Origin of the sequence: Paracoccus luteus, assembly GCF_004522155.1 — a bacterium.
Lineage (GTDB): Bacteria > Pseudomonadota > Alphaproteobacteria > Rhodobacterales > Rhodobacteraceae > Paracoccus > Paracoccus luteus.
The window spans coordinates 306,335-329,717 of record NZ_SDEA01000001.1 but is presented as its reverse complement, the minus strand read 5'-3'; the positions used below and the strand labels follow the sequence as shown (position 1 = coordinate 329,717).

General features: G+C 71.6%; 22 protein-coding genes and 1 tRNA gene. 7 read left to right on the top strand and 16 right to left on the bottom strand.

Annotated elements, in window-relative coordinates; genetic code table 11:
* From serS to EPA64_RS01525, 4 genes are all read right to left on the bottom strand, one after another.
* On the bottom strand, positions 1–1,293 hold the full coding sequence (gene serS / locus EPA64_RS01540) for a serine--tRNA ligase (protein WP_134724461.1): 1,293 nt from the start codon (positions 1,291–1,293) through the stop codon (positions 1–3).
* Positions 1,294–1,361: 68 nt separating this feature from the next.
* Positions 1,362–1,715: an ArsR/SmtB family transcription factor gene (locus tag EPA64_RS01535; RefSeq protein WP_220443692.1), complete on the bottom strand. Its 354-nt coding sequence runs from the start codon at positions 1,713–1,715 to the stop codon at positions 1,362–1,364.
* On the bottom strand, positions 1,712–2,074 hold the full coding sequence (locus tag EPA64_RS01530) for a SoxS protein (RefSeq protein WP_246026558.1): 363 nt from the start codon (positions 2,072–2,074) through the stop codon (positions 1,712–1,714). The genes EPA64_RS01535 and EPA64_RS01530 overlap by 4 nt, the downstream gene beginning before the upstream one ends.
* Positions 2,075–2,168: 94 nt before the next feature.
* Positions 2,169–3,239 carry a bifunctional transcriptional activator/DNA repair enzyme AdaA gene (locus EPA64_RS01525; protein WP_134724460.1) on the bottom strand — a complete coding sequence of 357 codons (1,071 nt, stop codon included), beginning with the start codon at positions 3,237–3,239 and terminating at the stop codon, positions 2,169–2,171.
* Between the two features lie 122 nt (positions 3,240–3,361).
* Here EPA64_RS01525 and EPA64_RS01520 point away from each other — a divergent pair, with 122 nt between their 5' ends.
* Positions 3,362–4,732 carry a coniferyl aldehyde dehydrogenase gene (locus EPA64_RS01520; RefSeq protein WP_246026557.1) on the top strand — a complete coding sequence of 457 codons (1,371 nt, stop codon included), beginning with the start codon at positions 3,362–3,364 and terminating at the stop codon, positions 4,730–4,732.
* Here EPA64_RS01520 and EPA64_RS01515 read toward each other — a convergent pair.
* The 6 genes from EPA64_RS01515 to tsaD all read right to left on the bottom strand — a co-directional run bounded on the left by EPA64_RS01515 (position 4,729) and on the right by tsaD (position 10,012).
* Entirely contained in the window at positions 4,729–6,504 is a 1,776-nt protein-coding gene (locus EPA64_RS01515) for an ABC transporter transmembrane domain-containing protein (RefSeq protein ID WP_134724458.1), read from the bottom strand. The genes EPA64_RS01520 and EPA64_RS01515 overlap by 4 nt on opposite strands.
* Before the next feature lie 402 nt (positions 6,505–6,906).
* On the bottom strand, positions 6,907–7,299 hold the full coding sequence (locus tag EPA64_RS01510; RefSeq protein ID WP_134724457.1) for a DUF1761 domain-containing protein: 393 nt from the start codon (positions 7,297–7,299) through the stop codon (positions 6,907–6,909).
* Position 7,300: 1 nt separating this feature from the next.
* A complete protein-coding gene (locus tag EPA64_RS01505) occupies positions 7,301–7,744 on the bottom strand; it encodes an EVE domain-containing protein (protein ID WP_134724456.1) in 444 nt (147 codons plus the stop codon).
* Positions 7,741–8,013, bottom strand: coding sequence for a YciI family protein (locus EPA64_RS01500; RefSeq protein ID WP_134724455.1), 273 nt, complete (start codon positions 8,011–8,013; stop codon positions 7,741–7,743). The genes EPA64_RS01505 and EPA64_RS01500 overlap by 4 nt, the downstream gene beginning before the upstream one ends.
* The gene (locus EPA64_RS01495; protein ID WP_134724454.1) at positions 8,013–8,951 is read right to left on the bottom strand and encodes an NAD(P)H-dependent glycerol-3-phosphate dehydrogenase; all 939 of its coding nucleotides are present in this window, start codon (positions 8,949–8,951) and stop codon (positions 8,013–8,015) included. The genes EPA64_RS01500 and EPA64_RS01495 overlap by 1 nt, the downstream gene beginning before the upstream one ends.
* Positions 8,948–10,012 carry a tRNA (adenosine(37)-N6)-threonylcarbamoyltransferase complex transferase subunit TsaD gene (tsaD, locus tag EPA64_RS01490; protein WP_134724453.1) on the bottom strand — a complete coding sequence of 355 codons (1,065 nt, stop codon included), beginning with the start codon at positions 10,010–10,012 and terminating at the stop codon, positions 8,948–8,950. Before tsaD ends, EPA64_RS01495 begins: the two co-directional genes overlap by 4 nt.
* Before the next feature lie 91 nt (positions 10,013–10,103).
* On the opposite strand from tsaD, the gene EPA64_RS16870 reads away from it, so the two are divergent.
* The 4 genes from EPA64_RS16870 (at position 10,104) to EPA64_RS01470 (ending at position 14,780) form a co-directional block, all read left to right on the top strand.
* Entirely contained in the window at positions 10,104–10,805 is a 702-nt protein-coding gene (locus EPA64_RS16870) for a uroporphyrinogen-III synthase (protein ID WP_281278533.1), read from the top strand.
* 174 nt (positions 10,806–10,979) lie between these two features.
* Positions 10,980–12,881, top strand: coding sequence for a hypothetical protein (locus EPA64_RS01480; protein ID WP_181953486.1), 1,902 nt, complete (start codon positions 10,980–10,982; stop codon positions 12,879–12,881).
* A 10-nt stretch (positions 12,882–12,891) separates the two neighbouring features.
* On the top strand, positions 12,892–14,661 hold the full coding sequence (locus EPA64_RS01475) for a heme biosynthesis protein HemY (RefSeq protein WP_134724452.1): 1,770 nt from the start codon (positions 12,892–12,894) through the stop codon (positions 14,659–14,661).
* A gap of 43 nt (positions 14,662–14,704) precedes the next feature.
* Positions 14,705–14,780 (top strand) — tRNA-Thr (locus EPA64_RS01470).
* Between the two features lie 294 nt (positions 14,781–15,074).
* On the opposite strand, the gene EPA64_RS01465 is transcribed toward EPA64_RS01470, so the two are convergent.
* Entirely contained in the window at positions 15,075–15,599 is a 525-nt protein-coding gene (locus tag EPA64_RS01465) for a CAP domain-containing protein (RefSeq protein WP_246026556.1), read from the bottom strand.
* Positions 15,600–15,827: 228 nt separating this feature from the next.
* On the opposite strand from EPA64_RS01465, the gene EPA64_RS01460 reads away from it, so the two are divergent.
* Positions 15,828–17,705: an acyl-CoA synthetase gene (locus tag EPA64_RS01460; protein WP_134724451.1), complete on the top strand. Its 1,878-nt coding sequence runs from the start codon at positions 15,828–15,830 to the stop codon at positions 17,703–17,705.
* A 281-nt stretch (positions 17,706–17,986) separates the two neighbouring features.
* Positions 17,987–18,193: a hypothetical protein gene (locus EPA64_RS01455; RefSeq protein WP_134724450.1), complete on the top strand. Its 207-nt coding sequence runs from the start codon at positions 17,987–17,989 to the stop codon at positions 18,191–18,193.
* A 231-nt stretch (positions 18,194–18,424) separates the two neighbouring features.
* Here the strand turns inward: EPA64_RS01455 and EPA64_RS01450 are convergent, their stop codons facing one another.
* From EPA64_RS01450 to rimO, 5 genes are all read right to left on the bottom strand, one after another.
* Entirely contained in the window at positions 18,425–19,084 is a 660-nt protein-coding gene (locus EPA64_RS01450; protein WP_134724449.1) for a hypothetical protein, read from the bottom strand.
* The gene (locus tag EPA64_RS01445) at positions 19,085–19,294 is read right to left on the bottom strand and encodes a hypothetical protein (RefSeq protein WP_134724448.1); all 210 of its coding nucleotides are present in this window, start codon (positions 19,292–19,294) and stop codon (positions 19,085–19,087) included.
* Positions 19,295–19,334: 40 nt separating this feature from the next.
* Complete coding sequence (gene ettA, locus EPA64_RS01440; RefSeq protein WP_134724447.1) at positions 19,335–20,990, bottom strand: energy-dependent translational throttle protein EttA; 1,656 nt, start codon at positions 20,988–20,990, stop codon at positions 19,335–19,337.
* Between the two features lie 67 nt (positions 20,991–21,057).
* A complete protein-coding gene (locus EPA64_RS01435) occupies positions 21,058–21,927 on the bottom strand; it encodes a sulfotransferase family protein (RefSeq protein WP_246026555.1) in 870 nt (289 codons plus the stop codon).
* Positions 21,924–23,306, bottom strand: coding sequence for a 30S ribosomal protein S12 methylthiotransferase RimO (rimO, locus tag EPA64_RS01430; protein ID WP_134724446.1), 1,383 nt, complete (start codon positions 23,304–23,306; stop codon positions 21,924–21,926). The genes EPA64_RS01435 and rimO overlap by 4 nt, the downstream gene beginning before the upstream one ends.
* Positions 23,307–23,383 lie beyond the last annotated feature (77 nt).

Here is a 23,383-nt window from a genome sequence, read left to right as displayed (position 1 = left end):
TCAGCCCAGGCGGCCGTCCGCGCCCAGCCGCGTCGCGCCGCCCAGATAGGGGTGCAGGACCGCAGGCAGATCGACCGAGCCGTCCGCCTGCTGGCCGTTCTCCAGAACCGCGATCAGCGCCCGCCCGACCGCCAGGCCCGAGCCGTTCAGCGTGTGGACGAACTCGGGCCGGGCGCCGCCCTCGGGGCGATAGCGGGCGTTCATCCGCCGCGCCTGGAAATCGCCGCAATAGCTGACCGAGGAGATCTCGCGGTAACAGTTCTGCCCGGGCAGCCACACTTCCAGATCATGGGTGATGCGCGCGCCAAACCCCATGTCGCCGGTGCACAGCACGATGGTCCGGTAGGGCAGTTCCAGCGCCTCCAGCACGGCCTGCGCGCATTCGGTCATCCGGGCGTGTTCGGCCTGACCCGAGGCGGCGTCGGTGATCGACACCATCTCGACCTTTTCGAACTGGTGCTGGCGCAGCATGCCCGCCGTGTCGCGCCCCGCCGACCCGGCTTCCGACCGGAAGCACTGGGTATGGGCGACGTGGCGGCGGGGCAGCGTGGCGTGATCGACCAGATCGCCGTGGACGGTGTTGGTCAGCGTCACCTCGGCCGTGGGGACCAGCCACCAGCCTTCGCGCGTCTGATAGCTGTCCTCGCCGAACTTGGGCAGCTGGCCCGTCCCCTCCATCATGGCGGGCAGGACCAGCACCGGCGTCCAGGTTTCCAGCAGGTCGTGGCGGGTGACGTGAAGGTCCAGCATGAACTGCGCCAGCGCCCGGTGAATGCGCGCGACGCCCCCCTTCAGCACGACAAAGCGCGCCCCCGACAGCTTGGCGGCGGTGGCAAAGTCCATGCCGCCCTGCACGCCCGCGATGTCGAAATGCTCGGACGGCGTGAAATCCAGCGCCCGGGGCTGGCCCCAGCGGCGGATTTCCACGTTGTCGCGTTCATCCGCGCCGTCGGGCACGCGGTCCAACGGCAGGTTGGGGATGGTCATCAGCAGGTCGCGCAATTCGCGGTCCAGCGCCTCGGCCCGGGCGGACTGGGCGGCGACCGCCGCCTTGCTGTCGGCGACCAGCGCGCGCAGCCGTTCGAACCCGGCATCGTCGCCGCGGGCCTTGGCGGCGCCCACCTCTTTGCTGGCGCGGTTCTGGTCGGCCTGCGCGGCCTCGGCCTCGGCGATGCGGGCGCGGCGTTCGGCGTCCAGCGCAAGGATTGCGGGCGACATCGGCGCCAGCCCGCGCCGCGCCAGTGCGGCATCGAACCCGGCGGGGTCGTCGCGGATGATGCGGATGTCGTGCATTGGCCTGTTTCCCTGTCGCAAGCGGTCGGGCAGGCTTTAGCGCAGCGGCCGGGGCGAGCAAAGGGGCGTCACGGGCGCCCGGCCGGGTCGGCGCAGAACACGCGGTGCAGCGCGCCCATCATCTCGGCCGCGCGGTCGTCGGCCAGCGCGTAAAGCCGCGCCTTGCCGTCCGGGCGGCAGCTGACCAGCCCATCCTCGCGCAGGCGGGCCAGCTGCTGGCTGACGGCCGCTTGGCGCTGGCCCAGCAGGGTTTCCAGTTCGCCCACGCTTTTTTCGCCCGTGACAAGGTGGCACAGGATCATCAGCCGCCCCTCGTGGGCCAGCGCCTTCAGCAGCGCCGCTGCCTCGGCCGCGCGGGCGGCCATGAGGCCCGGCTCGGCGGCGGGGTCGGGGCGCAGCGGCTGCGGCGCGGGCGCGGTCATGCCCCGCCCCCGTTCATCACCTGAACCAGCGCGGGCCAGAAATGGCGGGGGCCGGGATAGCCTTCCAGCCGCGCCACCTCGATCCGGTCGCGCAGGATCAGAAAGCTGGGGGTGATCCGCGGCGCGCGGTCCAGCACCAGACCGTCGGGCCAGGGGCCGTCCAGAGGCACGATCGTCAGCGGCAGCGCGCGCCCCACCGGATGGGCGCCATAGCCGGGCAGGATCTCGCGCCGCCACGCCGCGCAGAAGCTGCATCCGGCAAGGTCCACCATGATCAACGCCGGGCCGGACGCGGGGACGGCCGCCCGCGCCCGACCCGCCACGGCGGGCAGCGCAAGGGCCAGCATCAGCCCCTGCATGGCGTGACGACGCGAAACCGGCAACGCGGACCCCCCGAAAACCGGGGCCGACACTAGGCGCGCACCGGTTTTCACGCAAGCGCGGCGGGCGGGGTCACCCGCGCCCCCGGGCCAGCCGCCGTTCGATGTCGATCAGCGCCTGCTTGCGCCACAGCCCGCCGGCATAGCCGGTCAGCGTGCCATCCGCCCCGATGACCCGGTGGCAGGGCACGACGATGGCGATCTGGTTGGCGCCGTTGGCCCGTGCGATGGCGCGCGCCGCGGTGGGCCTGCCCAGCCGGGCGGCCAGATCGCCATAGCTGACGGTCGCGCCGGCGGGAATCTCGCGCAGGGCCTGCCAGACGGCGCGCTGGAACGGCGTGCCATGCAGCGTCAGCGGCAGGTCAAAGCCGGGGCGGCGGGCGGCGAAATAGTCGGCCAGCTGCGCCTCGGCGGCCTCCGTGACGGCGGTGCGGCCCAGCCCGATGCGCCCGCCCGCGCCCGCCGACATGGCGCGCAGTTCGGCGCCCAGTCCCTTGCGGTCCACGAACTCCAGCAGATGCAGGCTGCGCGCGTCGGCCAGCGCGATCATGCCCCCCAGCGGCGTGTCGATCCAGTCGGCGACCAGCCCGGGCGCGCCCTGCGTCATCGCCTGCGGCGGATGGCCGAACAGCCGGGCGAACGCCTCGCGGAACCCCGATGCGCTGTCGAAGCCGGCGTCCAGCTGCGCGTCGATCACCTGCGCCCCGCCCCGCAGCGCGCCCACGCCTGCGCGCAGCCGCATCTGCCGTGCCAGTTCCAGAAAGCTGAGGCCATAGTGCCGGCGAAAGGCGCGCCGCACGGTGGACGGGTCCATGCCGGTGTCGGCGACGTCCGCCTCGGACCAGCGGCGGGTGGGATCGGCGGTCAGCGCGGCCAGCATCCGGCGGATGACGGGATCGCCGTCCGCTTGCGGTCCCAGCGGATGACAGCGCCGGCAGGGGCGGAACCCCGCCCCCAGCGCGGCCGCCGGGCTGTCGAACCAGCGGCAATTTTCCGGTCGCGGCTTGCGCGCCGGGCAGGTCAGGCGGCAAAAGATGCCGGTGGTCGTGACGCCGACCAGCGCGCGGCCGTCGAACGCGGGGTCGCGCGCGGTCAGGGCGCGATACAGCGCGTCGGGATCGGGAAGGGGAAACAGCGTGTCCATGCGACGACTTTACCCGAACGCAGGCCGCGCGCGCACGGAAATCGGGCGCGGCTTTCACGCGGCTTGGAACGACGCCCGCAACCAGCAGAAAGGCGGCCATGCGACCTGAAACGATTGATGCATTGTTCGACGCCCAGCATCGCGCCAGCCGCGCCCAGCCCGCCGTGGACTGGCCCGCGCGGGACGCGCGGCTGGCGGCGCTGGACCGCGCGCTGCGCGACGGCCGCGCGGCCCTGACCCGCGCCATCGCCGCCGATTTCGGCCAGCGCCCGGCAGCCGAGACCGAGCTGGCCGAGCTGTTCCCCGTACTGGCCGGCATCGCCCACGCCCGCCGCCACGGCCGCCGCTGGATGGCGCCGCGCCGGGCGGGCGTGGGGCTGTGGTTCCGCCCGGCGCGCGCGATGATCCGCCCGCAGCCGCTGGGCGTGGCGGGGATCGTCGCGCCCTGGAACTATCCGCTGATGCTGTCGGCGGGGCCGCTGACCTCGGCGCTGGTGGCGGGCAACCGGGCGATGATCAAGCTGTCGGAACACGCGCCGCAGTTCGCCGAAAGCCTGGCCGCGCTGATCGGCCGCCATTTCGACCCGGCCGAGGTGGCGGCCGTCACCGGCGGGCCGGACATCGCCGCCCGTTTCACCGCCCTGCCCTGGGATCACCTGCTGTTCACCGGATCGACGGCCGTGGGGGCAAAGGTGATGGCCGCTGCCGCCCCGAACCTGACCCCCGTCACGCTGGAGCTGGGCGGCAAGTCGCCCGCGCTGGTCGCGCCCGATGCGCGGCTGGACCATGCGGCCGCGCGGATCATGGCGGGCAAGCTGCTGAACGCGGGGCAGACCTGCATCGCGCCGGATTACGCGCTGGTGCCCACAAGCGGCGTCCAGCCCTTCATCGCGGCCTGCCGGGCGTGGGTCGGGCGGCATTACCCGCAGCTTGGCGGCAACCCGGATTACAGCACCATCATCTCGGCCGCGCAGTTCGACCGGCTGGCGGCGTGGATCGAGGCCGCCCGCGCGCAAGGCGCGACCCTGCACCCGTTAAGCGACGCGGCCCCGGACCCCGCCCGCCGCCTGCTGCCGCCGCTGATCGTGACGGGCGCGGCCGGGCCGCTGGCCGAGCAGGAAATCTTTGGCCCGGTGCTGCCGGTGATCCCCTATGCTTCGCTGGACGAGGCGCTGGCCGTGATCGCCCGCCACCCCCGCCCGCTGGCGTTCTATCCGTTCACCGATGACCGCGCCACGCGCGACCGGCTGCTGGATGCGGTGGTGGCGGGCGGCGTCACGGTCAACGACACGCTGCTGCACGTGGCCCAGCACGACCTGCCCTTTGGCGGCGTGGGGGCCAGCGGCACGGGCGCCTATCACGGCCGGGCGGGGTTCGACCGGATGTCGCACCTGACGGCGGTGGTGGTGCAGGCGCGCTGGAACGGCACCGGCCTTGTCGCGCCGCCCTATGGCCGGCGGTTCCGGTCGCTGATGCGGGCGATGCTGCGCTAGCCCTGGGTGAACTGCAGCCGGGCCAGCCGGGCATAAAGACCCTCGCGCGCGACCAGCTGGTCGTGGGTGCCCTGCTGGATGATGCGGCCGTCCTGCATGACGACGATGCGGTCGGCCTTTTTCACCGTCGCCAGCCGGTGCGCGACGATGATCGTCGTGCGGCCGCGCGCCAGCACGTCCACCGCATCCTGCACCAGCCGTTCGGATTCGGCGTCCAGCGCGCTGGTCGCCTCGTCCAGCAGCAGGATCGGCGCGTCGCGCAGGATGGCGCGGGCGATGGCGATGCGCTGTTTCTGGCCGCCCGACAGCATCACCCCGCGTTCGCCGACAAAGCTGTCATAGCCGCCCGGCAGCGCGGTCAGGAAATCATGCGCGTGGGCGGCGCGGGCGGCGGCCTCGATCTGGGCGTCGGTCGCGTCGGGGCGGCCAAAGCGGATGTTGTCGCGCGCGGTCGCGCCGAAGATCACCGGGTCTTGCGGGACCAGCGCGATGGCGCGGCGGAAATCGGCGCGCGTCATGCGCCGCAGGTCGATGCCGTCGATGCAGACGCTGCCGCTTTCGGGATCCCAGAACCGCTGGATCAGCTGCACCACCGTCGTCTTGCCCGCGCCGGACGGGCCGACCAGCGCCACCGTCTCGCCCGGCGCGATGGTCAGCGTGACGTCGTTCAGCGCCGACACGTCGGGGCGGGTGGGATAGTGGAAGGTGACGTCGCGGAACTCGATCCGGCCCTGCGCGGGATGAGGCAGCGCCACCGGGTCGGCGGAATCGGTCAGCGTGTCCTGTGTCGCCAGCAGCTCGCCCAGCCGCTCGGTCGCGCCCGCCGCGCGCTGCAGCTCGCCCCACAGTTCCGACAGCGCGCCGACCGAGCCTGCGACCATGACGGCATAGATGACGAACTGCACCAGCTCGCCCACCGTCATGATGTCGGCGCGCACGTCGCGCGCGCCGACCCACAGGACGCCCGTGACGCCGGCGAAGATCAGGAAGATCACCACGGCGGTCATCACCGCGCGGGTGGTGATGCGGCGGCGGGCGGCGACATAGGATTTCTCGGTCACGTCGGCGAAGGCCGCGCGGGTCGCCGCCTCGGCCGTGAAGGCCTGCACGGTCTGCGCGGCCAGCAGGCTTTCGGACGCCGACCCGGACGACGCCGCGATCCAGTCCTGGTTTTCGCGCGACAGCCCCCGCAGTCGGCGCCCCAGCACGATGATCGGCACCAGCACGACCGGCACGACCAGCATCAGCAGGCCCGTCAGCTTGGCCGAGGTGAACAGCAGCATCACCAGGCCGCCCGCGACGACCAGCCCCTGCCGCAGCGCCACCGACACCGACGACCCGATGACCGACAGGATCAGCGTGGTGTCGGTGGTGATGCGGCTGATGATCTCGCCAGTCATGACGCGTTCGAAAAAGGCGGGCGACAGGCCGATGACGCGGTCGAACACGGCGCGGCGGATGTCGGCCACGACCCGTTCCCCCAACCGTGTGACCAGCGCATAACGCAGCGCGGTGCCCACGGCCAACAGCGCGGTGATGCCGAGCGCTGCCAGGAAATACTGGTCCAGCAGCTCGGCCTCGTGGTTGAAGCCGTCGACGACGCGGCGCACGGCCACGGGCAGGATCAGGCTGATCCCCGAGGTCAGCATCAGCGCAAGGACCGCCCCGACCAGAAGCACGCGATAGGACCGCACGAAGGGCCACAGCGCCCGCAGCGCGCCGATGCGTTTCGTGGCCGGCCTGTCCACGATCACCCTGGGTCCGCGCGCCATGTCTGTCCTCCGTATGACCCGGGGGTCTTAGGAAGCATGCGCGGCAAGGGCAAGGCGACCGGGCCGGCGGGGCGTGCGACGATGCGGCGCGGGGATGGGCGCGGGGGGCGTCGGCGACCGGCGCGACGGCGCGGCAGCCTGACGGGCGCGTGTGGGCGCATCACCGCACGGGAACCTTGCGCAAGGCCGGCGACCAGCGGTCCGGGCCGGGGCTGCCTCCCTTTGTCCCGTGCGAAGGCGGCACCGGAGACCGTCGGTCCCGTGTCGTCACGTCCCGTCCATCATCGCGCCGGTCGCCGCGCAGAAGCCTGCCGGGCGCTTGCCGTTGCGTCACGGCGCGGACGCTGGCCGACAGGCCGCGCCGATGCCGCCCGCCCCAAGGTTGCACCGGGCCGGCTCCGGTCAGATCCCGCCCATCACCACGCCGATGGCCGCGCAGGCCAGCACGGCATAGCCCATGTCGATGACCGTCATCATCGCGGGGCGGGGGGAATAGGTGTTCTCGATCAGGAACCACGGCGCGACCAGGAACGCGCCCAGGCCGCCGCCCCAGACCAGCCCCGCGGCAAGGCCGTCGATGCCGGCGCGCACGAACAGCACCCGCATCATCGCGGCCACCGCGACCAGCGCCACGCCCGCCAGCAGATACGGCACGACGGAAAGGCGGCGCGGGTCGCCGATGTTGCGCACCTGCAGGGCCGAGGCGTTGGCATACATGCGGCCGGTCAGCCGATACCACAGCGCCCCCAGCACCCACGCCAGGATCGCGGCGGCGATGACGATCATCAGCTCCATCTCAGGCCTCCGCCCTTGCGTCCGGGCCGTCGTTCCCGGCCAGCGTCAGGATGCGGGCCCATTCCCCCTCCGTGACCGGCTGCACCGACAGGCGCGAGTTGACGACCAGCACCATCCCGGCCAAGGCCGGGTCGGACTTGGCCTCGGCCAGCGTGACCGGGCGCGGCAGCGGTTCCACCGCGCGCACATCCACGCATTCCCACTTGCCGCTGTCATCGGTGGAATCGGGATGCGCGGGCGCGATCACCTCGACGATGCCGACGATCTCCTTGCCGATGTTGGAGTGGTAGAAGAACCCGAGATCGCCGACGGCCATCTCGCGCATCAGGTTGCGGGCCTGAAAGCTGCGGACCCCGTTCCATTCCTCGCCCGCCGCGCCGCGTTCCACGAGGTCGTCCCAGCCGAAGACGTCGGGTTCGGACTTGAACAGCCAGCGGCGGCTCATCCGATCACCTTGTTCCACGCGATCACCTCGGCCGACCGGAACAGCCCGGCGGCGCGATAGGGGTCGGCGTCGGCCCATGCCTGCGCGGCGGCCGCGTCGTCGCATTCCAGCACGATCAGCGATCCGCGCATCTCGCCGTCCTCGACCAGCGGGCCGGCCATGCGGACGCAGTCGCTGTCCTTGAGATGGGCCAGATGGGCGGGGCGGTTGTCCAGTCGGGTCTGCAACGCGCCGGGCTTGTCACGGCAGATCACGGCAAAAAGCGGCATCATTCCTCCTTGAGCGGGCGGGCCAGCAGCTGGTCCATCGCCTGTTTAACGCCGATCCGCCCCTCGGCAAGCCCGGCGACCAGGGCCGAGATGGGCATCTCGACCCCGTCCCGCGCGGCGAGGGCGGCGACGGCGCGGGCGGTGGCCGCGCCCTCGACGGTGACGGTCGGGTCGAACCCCGCCCCCTGCCCCAGCGCCACGCCGAAACGAAAGTTGCGCGACTGCGCCGAGGTCGCGGTCAGGATCAGGTCGCCAAGGCCGGAGAGCCCCGCCAGCGTGTCGGGTTCGGCCCCGCGCGCGGCGGCGAACCGCGCCATCTCGGCGAAGCCGCGCGTGACGATCGCGGCGCGGGCGCTGTCGCCCAGACCCGCGCCGATGGCGGCGCCGGCGGCGATGGCGATCACGTTCTTCAGTGCGCCGCCCAGTTCCGCGCCGGTCACGTCGGTCGTGCGGTAAAGCCGCAGCGCCGGCGTCGCCAGCGCGTGCTGCAGGCGCAAGCCCGCGTCCGCGTCCGCGCAGGCCAGCGTCAGCGCGGTGGGCAGGCCGCGCGCGATGTCGGCGGCAAAGCTGGGGCCGGTCAGGACGGCCACGGTCGCCGCCGGGCAGGCGGCGGCCAGCATCCCGGCGGGCGAGCGGCCCGAGCCGAGGTCGATGCCCTTGGCGCAGCTGACCAGCGCCCGCCCGTCCAGCGCGGCCGCGTGGTCGCCCAGAAAGCCCGCCAGCGCCTGCGCGGGAATGGCGATCAGCAGGATCGGCGCGCCGATGTCGTCCAGCCGGTCCGTCACGGTGACGTTCGCGGGCAGCGCCACGCCGGGCAGATGCGGGTTTTCCCCGCGCCAGCCGATGCGCCGTCCCCATAATGTCACCGGCCCGCTGGCCGACAGCGCCACCGCCAGCGCGGTGCCGAAGGCGCCTGCGCCAAGGACCGCGACGCTCATGCCTTGGCGCCCCGCTTGCCCGCACCCAGCATGGGGGCGGCGGCATGGTCCAGCGGCCAGCGCGGGCGCGCGGCCAGGTCCAGGCCGTCGCGGTGGCCCAGGCGGAACCGCTCGATCCCGGCCCAGGCGATCATCGCGGCGTTGTCGGTGCACAGCGCCAGCGGCGGGGCCAGGAACCGCACGCCCCGTTCGCGCGCCACGCCGTCCAGCGCCGCCCGGATCGCCCCGTTCGCGGCGACCCCGCCCGCCACCGCCATCAGCGGCACGGGCGAGGCCGCGAGCGCCCGGCGGGTCTTTTCGGCCAGCACCTCGGCCACCGCCGCCTGGAACGCGGCGCAGATATCGGCGCGGTCCTGCAGGCGCAGCCCGCCGTGGGCGGCGATCGCCTCGTCGCGGGCGCGCAGCACCGCCGTCTTCAGCCCCGAGAAGCTGAGGTCGCAGCCCGGACGGTCCAGCAGCGGGCGCGGCAGGCGGATCGCGGCGGGATCGCCCTGCGCGGCCTCGGCTTCGACGGCGGGGCCGCCGGGCTGGGGCAGGCCCAGCAGCTTGGCGACCTTGTCGAACGCCTCGCCCGGCGCATCGTCGATGGTGCCGCCCAGCCGGGTGAAATCCTGCGCCCCGTCCACGCGCAGGAACTGGCAATGCCCCCCCGACACCAGCAGCATCAGATAGGGAAACTGCACCGCATCGGTCAGCCGCGGGGTCAGCGCGTGGCCCGCAAGGTGGTTGACGCCGACCAGCGGCAGCCCGGTCCCCGCGGCCAGCCCCTTGGCCAGCATGACCCCCGCCATGACGCCCCCGATCAGCCCCGGCCCGGCCGTGACCGCGATGCCGTCCATATCGCGCAGCGCGACGCCCGCGCGACCCAGCGCCTGTTCGACGCAGCCGTCCAGGCGTTCCGCATGGGCGCGGGCGGCGATCTCCGGCACGACGCCGCCAAAGGCCGCGTGCAGCGCCGTCTGGCCGCTGACCACCGACGACAGGATCGTCCCGTCGCTGCGCACGACCGCGGCGGCGGTGTCGTCGCAGCTGCTTTCGATGCCAAGAAAGGTCAGGATCATGGGGACACTGGCGCGGCTGAGGGGTTGAGTTCGGGTGGCGCAAGCGCCTAGTCGGTCTGGCCCCGGTTATCATCGGGCCAAGGAAAACACCATGCGCGCGCCCCCTTCCCCCGACATGAACGGCCCGGCGGACGGCCCCCGTCCCGTGCTGCTGATCACCCGGCCCGAACCCGCCGCCCTGCGGCTGGCGGCCGAGCTTGCGCATCTGCGGCTGGACACCATCATCGCGCCGCTGATGCGGATCGAGCCGCTGCCCCACGACCGCGCGGCTGTCGACGGGGCGGCGGGGCTGGTCTTCACGTCGGAAAACGGCGTGGCCTTCGCGGGGCCGGGTCGCGGACGCCCGGCGCTCTGCGTCGGACCCCGCACGGCCGAGGTGGCGGCGGCCGCGGGCTTTGCCGCGCAGGCCGGGCCGGGCGACGCGGCGCGGCTGATGCCGATGCTGCATGGATTGGGGCCGGGCTGGGTGCATGTGCGCGGCGCCCATGTCGCGGCGGAACTGGGGCTGCCTGCGGTCGTGACCTATGCGCAGACGGCGCTGCCTTTGCCCGCCCGGGCCGCGGAGGCGCTGGCGGGGGGCGCGCCGGTGATCCTGCCGCTGTTCTCGCCCCGCTCGGCCCGGCTGGCGGCGGCGGCGGTCGCGCGGGCGCGCGCGCCCCTGTGGATCGCGCCGATCAGCGCCGCCGCCGATCTGGCCTTTGACGCCCCGGCGGCGCGGCGGATCGTGGCGCTGACGCCGGATGCGCCGGGGGTCCATGCCGCCGTCGCGGCGCTGTGCGACACGCCGCGCTGACGCCGCGTCGCGCGCCCGCCCGCGCCCGGAACATTCGCATCGGCCCCGGGTTGAGCCGGTGGCACGCCGCGTCTAGTGTGGCCCGACCCGGCGCGCACAGGGCGGCCGACCATACTGAATTGTTGACCGGATCGGCCGCCCTGCGCGGCCGGCCGCCGCAGGGAACGCCGCGCCATGACGAGCGACATCGACCGCACCCAGGATCCCGCCGGGGACCAGCCCGCCGCGTTCGACGGCGCAACGGACGAAGGGGGCCTTTCCGCCCCGCGCGAGGGCCAGCCCGCCGCACCCGGCGCGGCGCTGGACCTGCGCGACACCGGGGCCGCCCCGCTGCCCGGACCGGACGCCGACGCCCCCGTGAGCGACCATCCCATGATCGAATCGGGCCTTGTCGGCGCGGGCGGGGATCGCCCCGCCGCGTTGCCCAGATCCGGCGCCTTCGGCGATGCGGTTGGGCCGGCAGACGTGACAGACGGCGCGGACGGCGACGATGCGGGCCGCGACCATGCCGCATCTGCCGACCGGCCGCTGGGGCCGTCGTCGTCCGACGCACCGCCGCCCCCGCCGGTCTGGTCCCAGGACAGCGCCGCGGCGCAGCCTGCGCCCGTCGTCCGCAAGGCCGCGCCCGCCCCGACGCCCGCACGGCGCGGCGGGTTTGCCCCGCTGGTCCTGGGCGGCGTGGTCGCGGCGGGGCTGGGCGCGGGCGCTGCGTGGTGGGCGATCCCGCGCCTGCCCGCCGCGTGGCAGCCGGTGCCCGCGGCCCCGGCCGTGGACAGCGCCGCCCTGGCCGAACAGGCCCGCGCCGCCGCCGTCGAGGCCGCCCGCGCCGAAATGACCGCCCAGGCCGCCGCCGTCGAGCAGCGCAGCGTCGCGGCCGCGCAGTCCGCCGCCACCGCCGCCGCCGATGCGGCGCTGGCATCCTCGGCCGCCAGTCTGACCGGGCGGGGCGACCAGCTGCTGGCGCAAGCGCGCGAGGCGGCCAGCGCCGCCGGGGCCGACGCCGCGCGCAAGCTGATCGCCGAAGCCCCGGCCACCCCGCAGCCCGACGGCAACCTGGCCGCGACGCTGGCCGCCCAGGCCGAACAGCTTGCGGCGCTGGACGCCAGGATCGCCGCGCTGCAACCCCAGCCCGGGCCCGACCTGGCCCCGCTGACCGCGCAGGTCGAGGCGCTGGCCGCCCGCCCCGCCGTCGATCCCGCGCAGATCGCACAGGTGATCCAGCTTGCCGCGCAGGCCGAGGCGGCGCAGGCGCGCATCATCGCCGCCGCCGACGAGGCCGACGCCCGGCTGGCCGCCGCCGAGGCGCGGGCCGCCGAGTTGCAGGGCGCGGCCGACGACGCCGCACGCCGCGCGCAGTCGGCCGCCGCCGCCGCCGCGCTGGGAACCGCGATCCAGACCGGTGCCGCGCGCGACGCGGCGCTGGCGCAGCTGGCCGACGCGGGCGTCGAGGCCCCGGCCGCGCTGACCGTGCCGGTCGTGCCGCTGGACACGCTGATCGCCGAGTTCGACGACGCGGCCCGCGACGCGGTGGCCGCGGACCTGCGCGCCCGTTCCGCGCAGGGTCAGGGCAGCACGATCGGCAATTTCCTGCGCGCCCAGACCGGCGCGCGCTCGGTCGCGCCGCGCGCGGGGACCGATGCCGACGCGGTGCTGTCGCGCGCGGGCGAGGCGGTCGGGCGCGGCGATATCCCCGCGGCGCTGGCCGAGATCGAGGGACTGCCCGAAGCCGCGCGCCCGGCGATGGCCGACTGGACCGCCAAGGCGCGCGCCTATGCCGACGCGCAGGCGGCGCTGTCCGGCCTGACCGCGCCGGCCGGGGCGACCGGCACGGCGGCGGAACCCGCCACGCCCGCCGACGCGGCCACAGCGCCTGCGCCAGCCGCCACGACGGCGCCAGCGCCTGCGCCAGCCGCCACGCCAGCGCCCGCGCCCGCGCCCGCGCCAGCCACCGCGCCCGCGCCAGCCACAGCACCCGGCACTGCGCCTGCGTCCACGCCCGCTGCGGCCCAGCCTGCCGCCGCCGCCGACGACGAAAAATCCCCCGCGGCCGCCGCCCCTGCCGCCCCGTCCAACTGAGGTCCGCCCGATGCTGCTGTCGCTGCTCAAGATCGTGTTCTTCTTCGCCGTGGTCCTGGCGGCGGCGCTGGGGGCGATGCGGCTGGCCGAAACCGGTCAGGCGCTGATCGTCCGGTTCAACGGCACCGAATTCGCGCTGGGTCCGGTGCAGGCCGCCGTGGCGGTCATCGTGCTGATCCTGGCGGCGTGGCTGGTCGTGCAGATCCTGCGGCTGGCGCTGGCCTTCCTGCGGTTCCTGATGGGCGACCGCACCGCCATCGACCGCTATTTCGACCGCTCGCGCGAGCGCAAGGGATATCAGGCGCTGGCCGAGGGGATGCTGGCCGTCGCCTCGGGCGAGGGGCGGCTGGCGCAGGACAAGGCGTCGCGCGCGGCCCGGTTTCTGGACCAGCCGCACCTGACCAACCTGCTGGCCGCCCAGGCGGCCGAGATCACCGGCGACGCCAACCGCGCCGACACCGTCTATCGCGAGATGCTGGCCGACCAGCGCACCCGCTTTGTCGGCATCCGCGGCCTGATGCAGCGCCAGATGGCGCTGGGGCACACCGACAAGGCGTTGAAACTGGCCGAAAAGGCCTATGCGCTGAAACCGTCGCTGCCCGAACTGCAGGACACGCTGCTGGGGCTGCAGACGCAGAGCCATGACTGGAAGGGCGCGCGCGCCACGCTGAAGGACAAGCGCCGCCAGGGCGCGATCCCGCAGGATCTGCACCTGCGCCGCGACGCTGTGCTGGCCCTGCAAGAGGCCAGCGAGGTGCTGGCGCACGGCAATTCCATCAGCGCGCGCGAGGCGGCGATCAGCGCCAACCGCGCCTCGCCCGACCTGGTGCCGGCGGCGGTGCTGGCGGCGCGCAGCTATCTGGCGCAAAAGGACACCCGCAACGCCACCCGCCTGCTGCAAAAGGCCTGGGCGGCGCAACCCCACCCGGCGCTGGCCGCGGCCTATGCCGAGATCGTCCCCGACGAGACGCCCGCGCAGCGCCAGCGCCGGTTCGAGGAGCTGGTCCGCCAAGCCCCCACGCACGAGGAATCGCGCCTGCTGCAGGCCGAGCTGGCGCTGGCCGCCGAGGATTTCCCCGCCGCGCGCCGCGCCTTGGGCACCATCGCCGAAAAGCACCCGACCGTGCGGTCGCTGGCGATCATGGCCGCCGTCGAACGCGGCGAGGGGGCGGACGACAGCGTCGTGCGGGGCTGGCTTGCGCGCGCCATGAACGCCAGCCGCGGCCCGCAGTGGGTCTGCGACAACTGCCACAACATCATGACCGACTGGGCGCCGGTCTGCGACAGCTGCCACGGGTTCGACACGCTGACCTGGCGCGAGCCGCCCATGCCGCTTCGCGCCGCCAGCGCCAACGGGGTCGAGATGCTGCCCCTGATCGTCGGCCGCCCCGCCGGGGCCTCGGTGCCGGACCCCGATCCCGACGACCACGGCGCACGCCGCAACCTGCCCCATCCGGGCCGCGTGGCGGCATCGTCCCACCCTGCGCCTGCGGCCACGGCTGCCACGTCGCCGGTGCGCCCCGCCCCCGAAATCGCCAATGTGCGCCCGGGCATGGTGCCGCGCGAATCCGACTATGCCCCGTCGATGACCGTGACCCATCCCGACCCCGTGGCCCGGCCCGTGCAGCCGCCCGCGCACCCGGCCGAGCCTGCGACGGTGGTCACGATCACCCCTGTTCCGGCCCCCGCGGCCGCCACGGCCATCAACGACGCCGGCAACCCGCCCGTCCGCCCGGACGTCGAGCCGATCGTGCCGAACGAGGCCGCAAAAAACGCCTGACCCCCTTCCCCCGCGCGAGACCCTGTGCTAATTCGCGCGGCACGCCGCAGTAGCTCAGCTGGTAGAGCACATCATTCGTAATGATGGGGTCGGGGGTTCGAATCCCTTCTGCGGCACCAATTCCAGTTGATTAGTGACGAAATCAGCGGCGCAGCCGCGACAGCGCCACACCGTCGCAACATGGGGGCGGCGGCGAGGGGTTCGTCAGCGCAACTGACAGTCAGCCCGCGCCGTCTTGCCGTTCTTGCGTCGCCGAATCGCGGGTCTGCCGCCCGTCACAGGGCGCCACCCGGCACCAGGCGCCGGACCGACCGGGCGCCCGCTGCGGGGTCGATCACTGTCACGCCATCGCGGCTATGGCCGCATTCCTGCCGGACCGTCGCGCCAACGCGCCGCGCTGACCCGACGAACCCTCAGCGGCCTTTGGGCGCCGCATAGACGGCCGCCCAGAACACCGTCTTGCCGTCCGCGCCGACCGCGCGGCCGATGCCATAGTCGCGGACCTGCGGGATCATGATGTTGTCGCGGTGTCCCGGCGATCCGTTCCACGCGCCCAGAACCTGGCCCAGTCCGAATGGTCCCGCCGCGATGTTCTCGGCCGTGACGCGGGGGGCATAGCCCATCTGCTTGACGCGCTGCGCCGGGCCCTTGCTGCGGCTGCCGGCATGGGCCATCGTGCCGCGCCGGGCCATGTCGCAGGCGTGCGCCGCGGCGACCTTGGCCAGCAGCGCGCTGGCGCGCACCGGCGGCAGGCCCGCTTGCGCGCGCAGCTGGCTGGTGGCGGCAGCGCCCGCGCGGTTGTCCTGGCCGCTGGTGGCCGTGCAGTTGGCAGCGCCCGCCGGTGCCGCCTTGACGCTCACCTCGGCTTGCGCGGCCATCGCGGTGATCGCCAGTGCCGCGACCGTGCCCGCCGCCAGTCCCAGTCGTCCCTTGAACATCAGGAAATCCTCTGTTTGCTGCAGGCAGCAACTAGGACAAGCAAATCGCTCGCGCAACCGCCGGTTGTCTAGAACTTGAACGATCCGGCGCCCCCGCGGGCTGACGCTGCGTATAACCGCTTACCCGCGCTTGCCCGGCCGGCGGATTCCGGCCCATTGTGCCGGTGGGGGACCGGACGCTGACGCCGGCACGGGACACGCCGGGACAACCGGCATTTTGGGGGGAACATGGGCCGCTTTTCGACCTTCGCCGATCGCAACCGGATCGAACAACAATCCGCTTACGAGGACCGCGACCTTCCCCGCACGATCTATGGCTTTCTGACCGACGTGCGCGACCGCCACGGCGACCGGCCGGCGATCTCGTTCCAGCTGATGTCGGACCCGCGCGCCCGCGCCTGCACGCTGACCTGGACCGAGCTGCACGAGCGCGTCACCGAGGCGGCGAACCTGTTCCGCAGCCTTGGGGTCGGGCCGACCGACACCGTCGCCTATCTGCTGCCCAACTGCCTGGAAACCCCTGCCGTGCTGCTGGCGGGGGCCACCGCGGGGATCGTGAACCCGATCAACCCGCTGCTGGACCCCGAGCATATCGCCGGCATCCTGCGCGAAACCCGCGCCAAGGTGCTGGTCACGCTGAAGTCGATGCCCAAGACCGACGTCGCCCAGAAGGCGGCCGAGGCGCTGGCGCTCGCGCCGAACGTCCAGACCGTGATCGAGGTCGATCTAGCCCGCTATCTGACCGGCGCGAAACGGCTGATCGTCCCCCTGATCCGCCCCCGCGTGGTCGCACGCCACAAGGCGCGCGTCCTGAACTTCGAGGCGGCGGCGTCCGCGCAGCGCCACGACAAGCTGACGTTCGACGACCCCGCACAGGACCGCGTTGCCGCCTATTTCCACACCGGCGGCACCACCGGCATGCCCAAGGTGGCGCAGCACAAATATTCCGGCATGATCTATAACGGCTTTCTGGGCGGCGAGCTGCTGTTCGACGAAACCGACGTGCTGATGTGCCCGCTGCCGCTGTTCCACGTCTTTGCGGCCTATCCGATCCTGATGGCCTGCATCCGGTCGGGGGCGCATATGGTCCTGCCGACGCCCGCCGGCTATCGCGGCGACGGCGTCTTCGACAATTTCTGGAAGCTGATCGAACGCTGGCAGGCGACGTTCCTGATCACGGTCCCGACCGCCATCGCCGCGCTGATGCAGCGGCCGGTGAACGCCGACGTGTCATCGCTGCGGACCGCGATCTCGGGCTCGGCCGCGCTGCCGATCGAGCTTTACAACCGCTTCAAGGCCGCCACCGGGGTCGAGATCGCCGAAGGCTATGGCCTGACCGAGGCGACCTGCCTGGTCAGCTGCAACCCGGTGGACGGGCTGAAAAAGGTGGGGTCGGTGGGGATTCCCCTGCCCTATACCCATGTCCGCATCCTGCGCCACACCCCTGCGGGGGTGGTGGATTGCGGCGTGGACGAGGTGGGGGAAATCTGCGTGGCCAACCCCGGCGTGTTCGAGGGGTCTACCTATACCGAGGCGGACAAGAACCGCGACCTGTTCGCCGAGGGACGCTATCTGCGCACCGGCGATCTGGGGCGGCTGGACGCCGACGGCTATCTGTGGATCACCGGCCGCGCCAAGGATCTGATCATCCGCGGCGGCCACAACATCGACCCCGCCGAGATCGAGACGGCGCTGCTGAGCCATCCGGCCGTCGCCGTCGCCGGGGCCATCGGCCAGCCCGACAGCTTTGCGGGCGAGCTGCCCTGCGTCTATGTCGAACTGGTGGCCGGGGCCTCGGCGTCCGAGGCCGAGCTGATGGACCACGCCCGCCGCCACATCCACGAACGCGCCGCCGTGCCGAAACACCTCGAGATCCTGCCCGAGCTGCCCAAGACGGCCGTCGGCAAGATCTTCAAGCCCGACCTGCGCCGCCTGGCCATCGCGCGCGTGCTGAACGGCGCGCTGTCGGGAACGGGCGCCAGGGTGGTCGAGGTCGCCGAGGACAAGAAGCGCGGACTGGTCGCCAAGGTCGCCCGCGGCTCCGCCGACGAGGCCGCGTTGCGCGCAAAGCTGGGTGAGTTCACCGTGCCTTGGGATATCGTCTGAACGCGACGGCGGCCCGCCACCGGCAGCCCGCCCGCTGCACGGGTCAGAACACATCCAGCAGATACAGGATGATGATGATGGGGATCGGGATGCCGATCAGCCAGGCAAGCGCGCCTTTCATGGGTGGTCCTTTCGTGACGTTCGCACAGCCAACCCGTTGCGATGGCAGCGAGTTCCACGGCGCCGACCATCGGCGTTGTCACACGCCCGCGGCGCGCGCATAGTCGGGGAACACGATCTTCGATCCCCTGAGTCCCCGAGTCTTCAGAACGAGGTGTGTCATGAAGCGCCTGCTGTCGATGGCCCCCGCGGCTGTAATCTTCGTTTTCGCCAGCCTGTCGCCGACGCTGGCCCAGGACAGCCCCACCCCGACGCCGCCCGTCGCCACGGGGCAGACCCCCGCGCCCGCCGAAGCGCCGGCAACAGTCCGGCCCAAGGCCGCAAGCGGCAGCGGTTGCGCGTCAAAGGGGCGGAACCTGTCGTCCTGACCGCGGGGTCAGACGCGCTTGCTGTGCGGTGGCTTGCCGGCCGGGATCGTTGATCCGCTGGCGTTTGCGACGCGGTTCGAACCCCCGCACACCCGGCCGGACAAGGCTGGCGGGAAGCCATCCGGCCGGCGCGTTGCCACGGGCGCGTCCCGGCCGGCGGGGTCCGGGGCTGCGGGGCGCAAGGACCGTAGGATGAATGGGAGAAGCCGCGCGGCAGGACACGCGCGGATTTCAGTCCACGAACGACAGCCAGTTATGGTCGTGGTCGACCAGTTCGTTCGAGATCGAGTAGTCGCAGGGGCTGGGTGAGTCCACGGGATGCGAAAAGCATGGAAGACGGGTCGCCTGATAGATCGCTTCATGACATAGCGTCGAACAGACGTGCCGCGATTCCTCGGCAAGACGGCTGATGCCGGACCTCGGCAACAGATCGTGTCCGCGAAGATATGTCTTCACATGCGCGGCGATCCTGCGCCAGCCGTATCGGTCGCCACGTCTCAGCAATGCCTTGATGGCAACGACATAGCTTTGCTCTCGGCTGATTTTCGCATGATACCGGAACCGGATGCGCTGCGTCTGCAACTTGGAATAGACGTTGCCGATGATGACGCCTTCGGGCATCGCCTCGCACACATAGCCGTCGCCGATATAGATGCCGACGTGGGTCCATTGCGCATGCTTTGCCGAGACCTTGCGCTTTTGCGACTCGATTATCAGCCGCTGACCGACACCGGGCCGGCGGGGGGCGAAAAGAACGACCGCCCCGGGAAGCATCGGCTTGAGGTCGGGGAAAACGCCCCTCTCGCTCAGAAAGGCGGGAAGGTGAGGCGCTGCGCTGACCTGAAGCGCCTCACGATCCAGCAAATCCGGAGCGAACTCGAAGAACTGCATTCAGTCGAGCGTCACCGTGGTCCTCATGCCGTCAGAGATGATCGTGATCGTCTCGCCAATCTCGACCGGCAGGGATTGCCTTGATGTCTCGCAGACGCCGATCTCGGCGACATCGAAGGCATGCGCACGCTGGCGCCCGTCCACCGCGACGACCACCCCGTCGTCTGACACCCGCCGGACGGTTGCCGTGATCTGATCCGGATACGCCATATTGCCACCTCCTGAGGGGCCGATCATAGCATCCGGCCCCTCACCGCGCAAATTTCTTGTATTTCACCCGTTTCGGCTCGATCGAATCCGGCCCCAGGCGGCGCACCTTGTCCTCTTCATAGGCCTCGAAGTTGCCCTCGAACCACTCGACATGCGCGTCGCCCTCGAACGCCAGGATATGGGTGCACAGGCGGTCCAGGAAGAAACGGTCGTGGCTGATGATGATGGCGCAGCCGGCGAAATCCTCCAGCGCGGCTTCAAGCGCCTGCAGGGTTTCGACGTCCAGGTCGTTGGTCGGCTCGTCCAGCAGCAGGACGTTGCCGCCGGATTTCAGCAGCTTCGCCATGTGGACGCGGTTGCGTTCGCCGCCCGACAGCAGGCCCACCTTTTTCTGCTGGTCGCCGCCCTTGAAGTTGAAGGCCCCGGCATAGGCGCGGCTGTTCATGCTGGCGTCGCCCAGCTGGATCACCTCGGCCCCGCCCGAGATTTCCTCCCACACGGTCGCATTCGGGTCCAGCGCGTCGCGCGACTGGTCCACATAGGACAGCTGGACCGTCTCGCCGACGACGATCTCGCCCTCGTCGGGGGTGTCGTTTCCGGTCAGCATGCGGAACAGCGTCGATTTCCCGGCGCCGTTCGGGCCGATGACGCCGACGATGGCGCCCGGCGGAACCGAGAACGTCAGATCCTCGATCAGCAGCTTGTCGCCCATCGCCTTTTTCAGGCCGGTCACGTCGAAGACCTTGCCCCCCAGACGTTCGCCGTTCGGGATGACGATCTGGGCGTTGGCGATCTTTTCGCGTTCGGATTTCGACGCCATCTCGTTATAGGCGTTGATCCGCGCCTTCTGCTTGGCCTGACGTGCCTTGGCGCCGGCGCGAATCCAGTTCAGCTCGCGCTCCATCGATTTCTGCTTGGCCTTGTCCTCGCGCGCTTCTTGCAGCAGCCGCTTGGCCTTTTGTTCCAGCCACGCCGAATAGTTGCCCTCATAGGGGATGCCCCTGCCCCGGTCGAGTTCCAGGATCCAGCTGGTGATGTCGTCCAGGAAATAGCGGTCGTGCGTCACCGTCAGGATCGTGCCGGGATATTCGATCAGGTGCTTTTGCAGCCAGGCGATGGTTTCGGCGTCCAGGTGGTTGGTCGGCTCGTCCAGCAGCAGCATGTCGGGCGCCTCAAGCAACAGCTTGCACAGCGCCACGCGGCGGCGCTCGCCCCCCGACAGCGTTTCGACGTCGGCGTCGTCGGGCGGGCAGCGCAGGGCCTCCATCGCGACATCGACCTGGCTGTCCAGATCCCACAGGTTCTGGGCGTCGATCTCGTCCTGCAGGGCGGCCATTTCGTCGGCCGTCTCGTCGGAATAGTTCATCGCCAGCTCGTTATAGCGGTCCAGCTTGGCCTGCTTGGCGCGCACGCCCTCCATGACGTTGCCGCGCACGTTCAGCGCCGGGTCAAGCTGCGGTTCCTGCGGCAGATAGCCGACGGTCGCGCCCTTGGCGGCCCATGCCTCGCCCTGGAAATCCTTGTCGATGCCCGCCATGATCCGCAGCAGCGTGGATTTCCCCGCGCCGTTCACGCCGACGACGCCGATCTTGACGCCGGGCAGAAAGTTCAGGTGGATGTTCTCGAACGTCTTCTTTCCGGTGCCATAGCCCTTGGAGACGCCCTCCATGTGATAGACATACTGATAACTGGCCATGATCCGCCTCGTTGTGCTGGGTTGGGTGCTATCTAGGCGACCTTGGCCGCAAGTTGAAGCGTCGGCGTCAGCGCATCTGCGACGTGAACGAAGGTCCGAACGTCGCGTCGAGGAAGGCGAACTGCGGCTCCAGCCGGGCGCGCAGTGCGGCGCGGGCGGGTTCGGGCACCGACAGGCCGGAGGCGGCGGCAAAGACCTTGGCGTCCGGGTTGCGATAGCTGTGGGGGCGCAGGCCGCAGAACGCCTCGACCTCGCGCAGGACCGCGACCGGGTCCGCGGCGATGCGGCCGAATGGCAGGATCATCAGCCGGTCGGGATCGATCCGCGCCTGCCAGCGCGGGACATAGGTCGCGTAATCGCCGCGGTCATACAGCACCGGGTCGTCGATCTCGGCCAGCCACGCCTCGACCGAGGGCGGGCGGCGGTTCTTGCGGGTCAGGTTCATCTTCAGCTGGCTGATCGCGCGATCGACCGGGTGCCGGATGACATAGATGAACCGCGCCTGCGGCAGGAAGCGGGCGACGAAATCCACGCCCTCGTCCGGCAGGGTCGAATATTCCGGCGTGATGTCGCAGGGGATGGTGCCCGCGGGCGCAGGGGCGAAGACCTGCTTGTACCAGTGGTTGGTGAACATCTCGCCCCGCGTGATGCGGTCCAGATAGGCGGCGAGCGGCGCGGGAATGGTCTGGCCCCGGCTTTCATAGCGTTTGTGCTGGTTCTGCCGGGCGCGGCGGAAATGCCAGGGCAGCCAGTCGCGGTGTTCGGGCACAAAGCGGTGGTTGAAGAACTGCGCCTCTTTGAACGGCGGCGTCCAGACCTGCGGGTGCTGGGACAGCATCTGCGAGAGCCACGTGGTCCCCGCCTTTTGCGCGCCGATCCCGACGATGCCGGGCTTTTTCGGGCGGCCGTCGGGATCCCACTTGGGCAGGTCGGTCACACCGACCCCCACAGATCGTATTCGCTGGCCTCGTCCACCGTCACCGTCACCAGATCGCCGGGCGAAAGCTGCTGGAAGCCGTCGTCGATGAACAGATTGCCGTCGATTTCCGGCGCGTCGGCCATCGTGCGGCAGGTCGCGCCGCCCTCGTCCACGCTGTCCACGATGACCTGCTGGCGGGTGCCGACCCGGGCGGCAAGCTTGGCGGCCGAGATCGCCTGCGCCCGGGTCATGAAGCGGTCCCAGCGGTCCTGCTTGATTTCGTCCGGCACATGGTCGGGCAGCGCGTTGGCCCGCGCGCCGCGCACGTTTTCATACTGGAAACAGCCCACGCGGTCCAGCTGCGCCTCGTCCAGCCAGTCCAGCAGATACTGGAACTCGGCCTCGGTCTCGCCGGGATAGCCGACGATAAAGGTGGACCGCAGCGTGATCCCCGGACAGGCGGCGCGCCATGCGGCGATCTCGTCCAGCGTGCGGGCCGACGCCGCGGGCCGCGCCATGCGTTTCAGCACATCGGGGTGGGCGTGCTGGAACGGGATGTCCAGATAGGGCAGCACCCCCGCCCCCCGCGCCGCCGTGTCCGCCATCAGCGGGATCAGGTCGCGCACATGCGGATAGGGATAGACATAGTGCAGCCGCACCCACGCGCCGAGGCGGCCCAGATCGCGGGCGAGGTCGGTGACATGGGCGCGGTGGCCGCGCTCGGTCGCGAACTTGCGGTCCACGCCATAGGCGCTGGTGTCCTGGCTGATCACCAGCAGCTCGCGCACCCCCGCCTCGACCAGCTTTTCCGCCTCGCGCACGACCGCATGGGCCGGGCGGCTGACCAGTTTCCCGCGCATGTCGGGGATGATGCAGAACTTGCAGGCGTGGTTGCAGCCCTCGGAGATCTTGAGATAGGCGAAATGCCGCGGCGTCAGGCGCACGCCTGCCGCGGGCAGCAGGTCGATGAACGGATCGGGCGCGGGCGGCACGGCGGCGTGGACGGCGTCCAGCACCTGTTCGTATTGATGCGGCCCCGTCACGGCCAGCACGCGGGGATGGGCGCCGGTGATATAGTCGGGTTCCGCCCCCAGGCAGCCGGTGACGATGACGCGGCCGTTTTCCGTCAGCGCCTCGCCGATGGCGTCCAGGCTTTCGGCCTTGGCGCTGTCCAGAAACCCGCAGGTATTCACGATCACCGCATCCGCGCCGGTGTAATCGGGGCTGATCGCATAACCCTCGGCCCGCAGGCGGGTCAGGATGCGCTCGCTGTCGACCAGCGCCTTGGGACAACCCAGGCTGACCATGCCGATGGTGGGCTGGCCGGCGCGGCGGTCGTCGCCAAAGGATGGCGCGGGGGCCAGGTCGGGCCGCAGGTTCGGGGGATTCAGGCTCATGCGACCGCATATAGCGACGAAGGCCGGCCGCGCAAAGCGCCTGCGCAGCGTGCGACGCCCGGTTGCTTCGGGGCACC

What these genes read in the sequence shown, in the direction of transcription:
- EPA64_RS01515 (WP_134724458.1), bottom strand. Translation starts at nt 6,504, where the DNA reads ATGGCGCGCGGACCCAGGGTGATCGTGGACAGGCCGGCCACGAAACGC.
- serS (WP_134724461.1), bottom strand. Translation starts at nt 1,293, where the DNA reads ATGCACGACATCCGCATCATCCGCGACGACCCCGCCGGGTTCGATGCC.
- ettA (WP_134724447.1), bottom strand. Translation starts at nt 20,990, where the DNA reads ATGGCCAGTTATCAGTATGTCTATCACATGGAGGGCGTCTCCAAGGGC.
- EPA64_RS01505 (WP_134724456.1), bottom strand. Translation starts at nt 7,744, where the DNA reads ATGAGCCGCCGCTGGCTGTTCAAGTCCGAACCCGACGTCTTCGGCTGG.
- EPA64_RS01465 (WP_246026556.1), bottom strand. Translation starts at nt 15,599, where the DNA reads ATGTTCAAGGGACGACTGGGACTGGCGGCGGGCACGGTCGCGGCACTG.
- EPA64_RS01460 (WP_134724451.1), top strand. Translation starts at nt 15,828, where the DNA reads ATGGGCCGCTTTTCGACCTTCGCCGATCGCAACCGGATCGAACAACAA.
- EPA64_RS01535 (WP_220443692.1), bottom strand. Translation starts at nt 1,715, where the DNA reads ATGACCGCGCCCGCGCCGCAGCCGCTGCGCCCCGACCCCGCCGCCGAG.
- EPA64_RS01495 (WP_134724454.1), bottom strand. Translation starts at nt 8,951, where the DNA reads ATGAGCGTCGCGGTCCTTGGCGCAGGCGCCTTCGGCACCGCGCTGGCG.
- tsaD (WP_134724453.1), bottom strand. Translation starts at nt 10,012, where the DNA reads ATGATCCTGACCTTTCTTGGCATCGAAAGCAGCTGCGACGACACCGCC.
- EPA64_RS01445 (WP_134724448.1), bottom strand. Translation starts at nt 19,294, where the DNA reads ATGGCGTATCCGGATCAGATCACGGCAACCGTCCGGCGGGTGTCAGAC.
- EPA64_RS01480 (WP_181953486.1), top strand. Translation starts at nt 10,980, where the DNA reads ATGACGAGCGACATCGACCGCACCCAGGATCCCGCCGGGGACCAGCCC.
- EPA64_RS01455 (WP_134724450.1), top strand. Translation starts at nt 17,987, where the DNA reads ATGAAGCGCCTGCTGTCGATGGCCCCCGCGGCTGTAATCTTCGTTTTC.
- EPA64_RS01475 (WP_134724452.1), top strand. Translation starts at nt 12,892, where the DNA reads ATGCTGCTGTCGCTGCTCAAGATCGTGTTCTTCTTCGCCGTGGTCCTG.
- EPA64_RS01510 (WP_134724457.1), bottom strand. Translation starts at nt 7,299, where the DNA reads ATGGAGCTGATGATCGTCATCGCCGCCGCGATCCTGGCGTGGGTGCTG.
- EPA64_RS01500 (WP_134724455.1), bottom strand. Translation starts at nt 8,013, where the DNA reads ATGCCGCTTTTTGCCGTGATCTGCCGTGACAAGCCCGGCGCGTTGCAG.
- EPA64_RS01530 (WP_246026558.1), bottom strand. Translation starts at nt 2,074, where the DNA reads ATGCAGGGGCTGATGCTGGCCCTTGCGCTGCCCGCCGTGGCGGGTCGG.
- EPA64_RS01450 (WP_134724449.1), bottom strand. Translation starts at nt 19,084, where the DNA reads ATGCAGTTCTTCGAGTTCGCTCCGGATTTGCTGGATCGTGAGGCGCTT.
- EPA64_RS01525 (WP_134724460.1), bottom strand. Translation starts at nt 3,239, where the DNA reads ATGGACACGCTGTTTCCCCTTCCCGATCCCGACGCGCTGTATCGCGCC.
- EPA64_RS16870 (WP_281278533.1), top strand. Translation starts at nt 10,104, where the DNA reads ATGCGCGCGCCCCCTTCCCCCGACATGAACGGCCCGGCGGACGGCCCC.
- rimO (WP_134724446.1), bottom strand. Translation starts at nt 23,306, where the DNA reads ATGAGCCTGAATCCCCCGAACCTGCGGCCCGACCTGGCCCCCGCGCCA.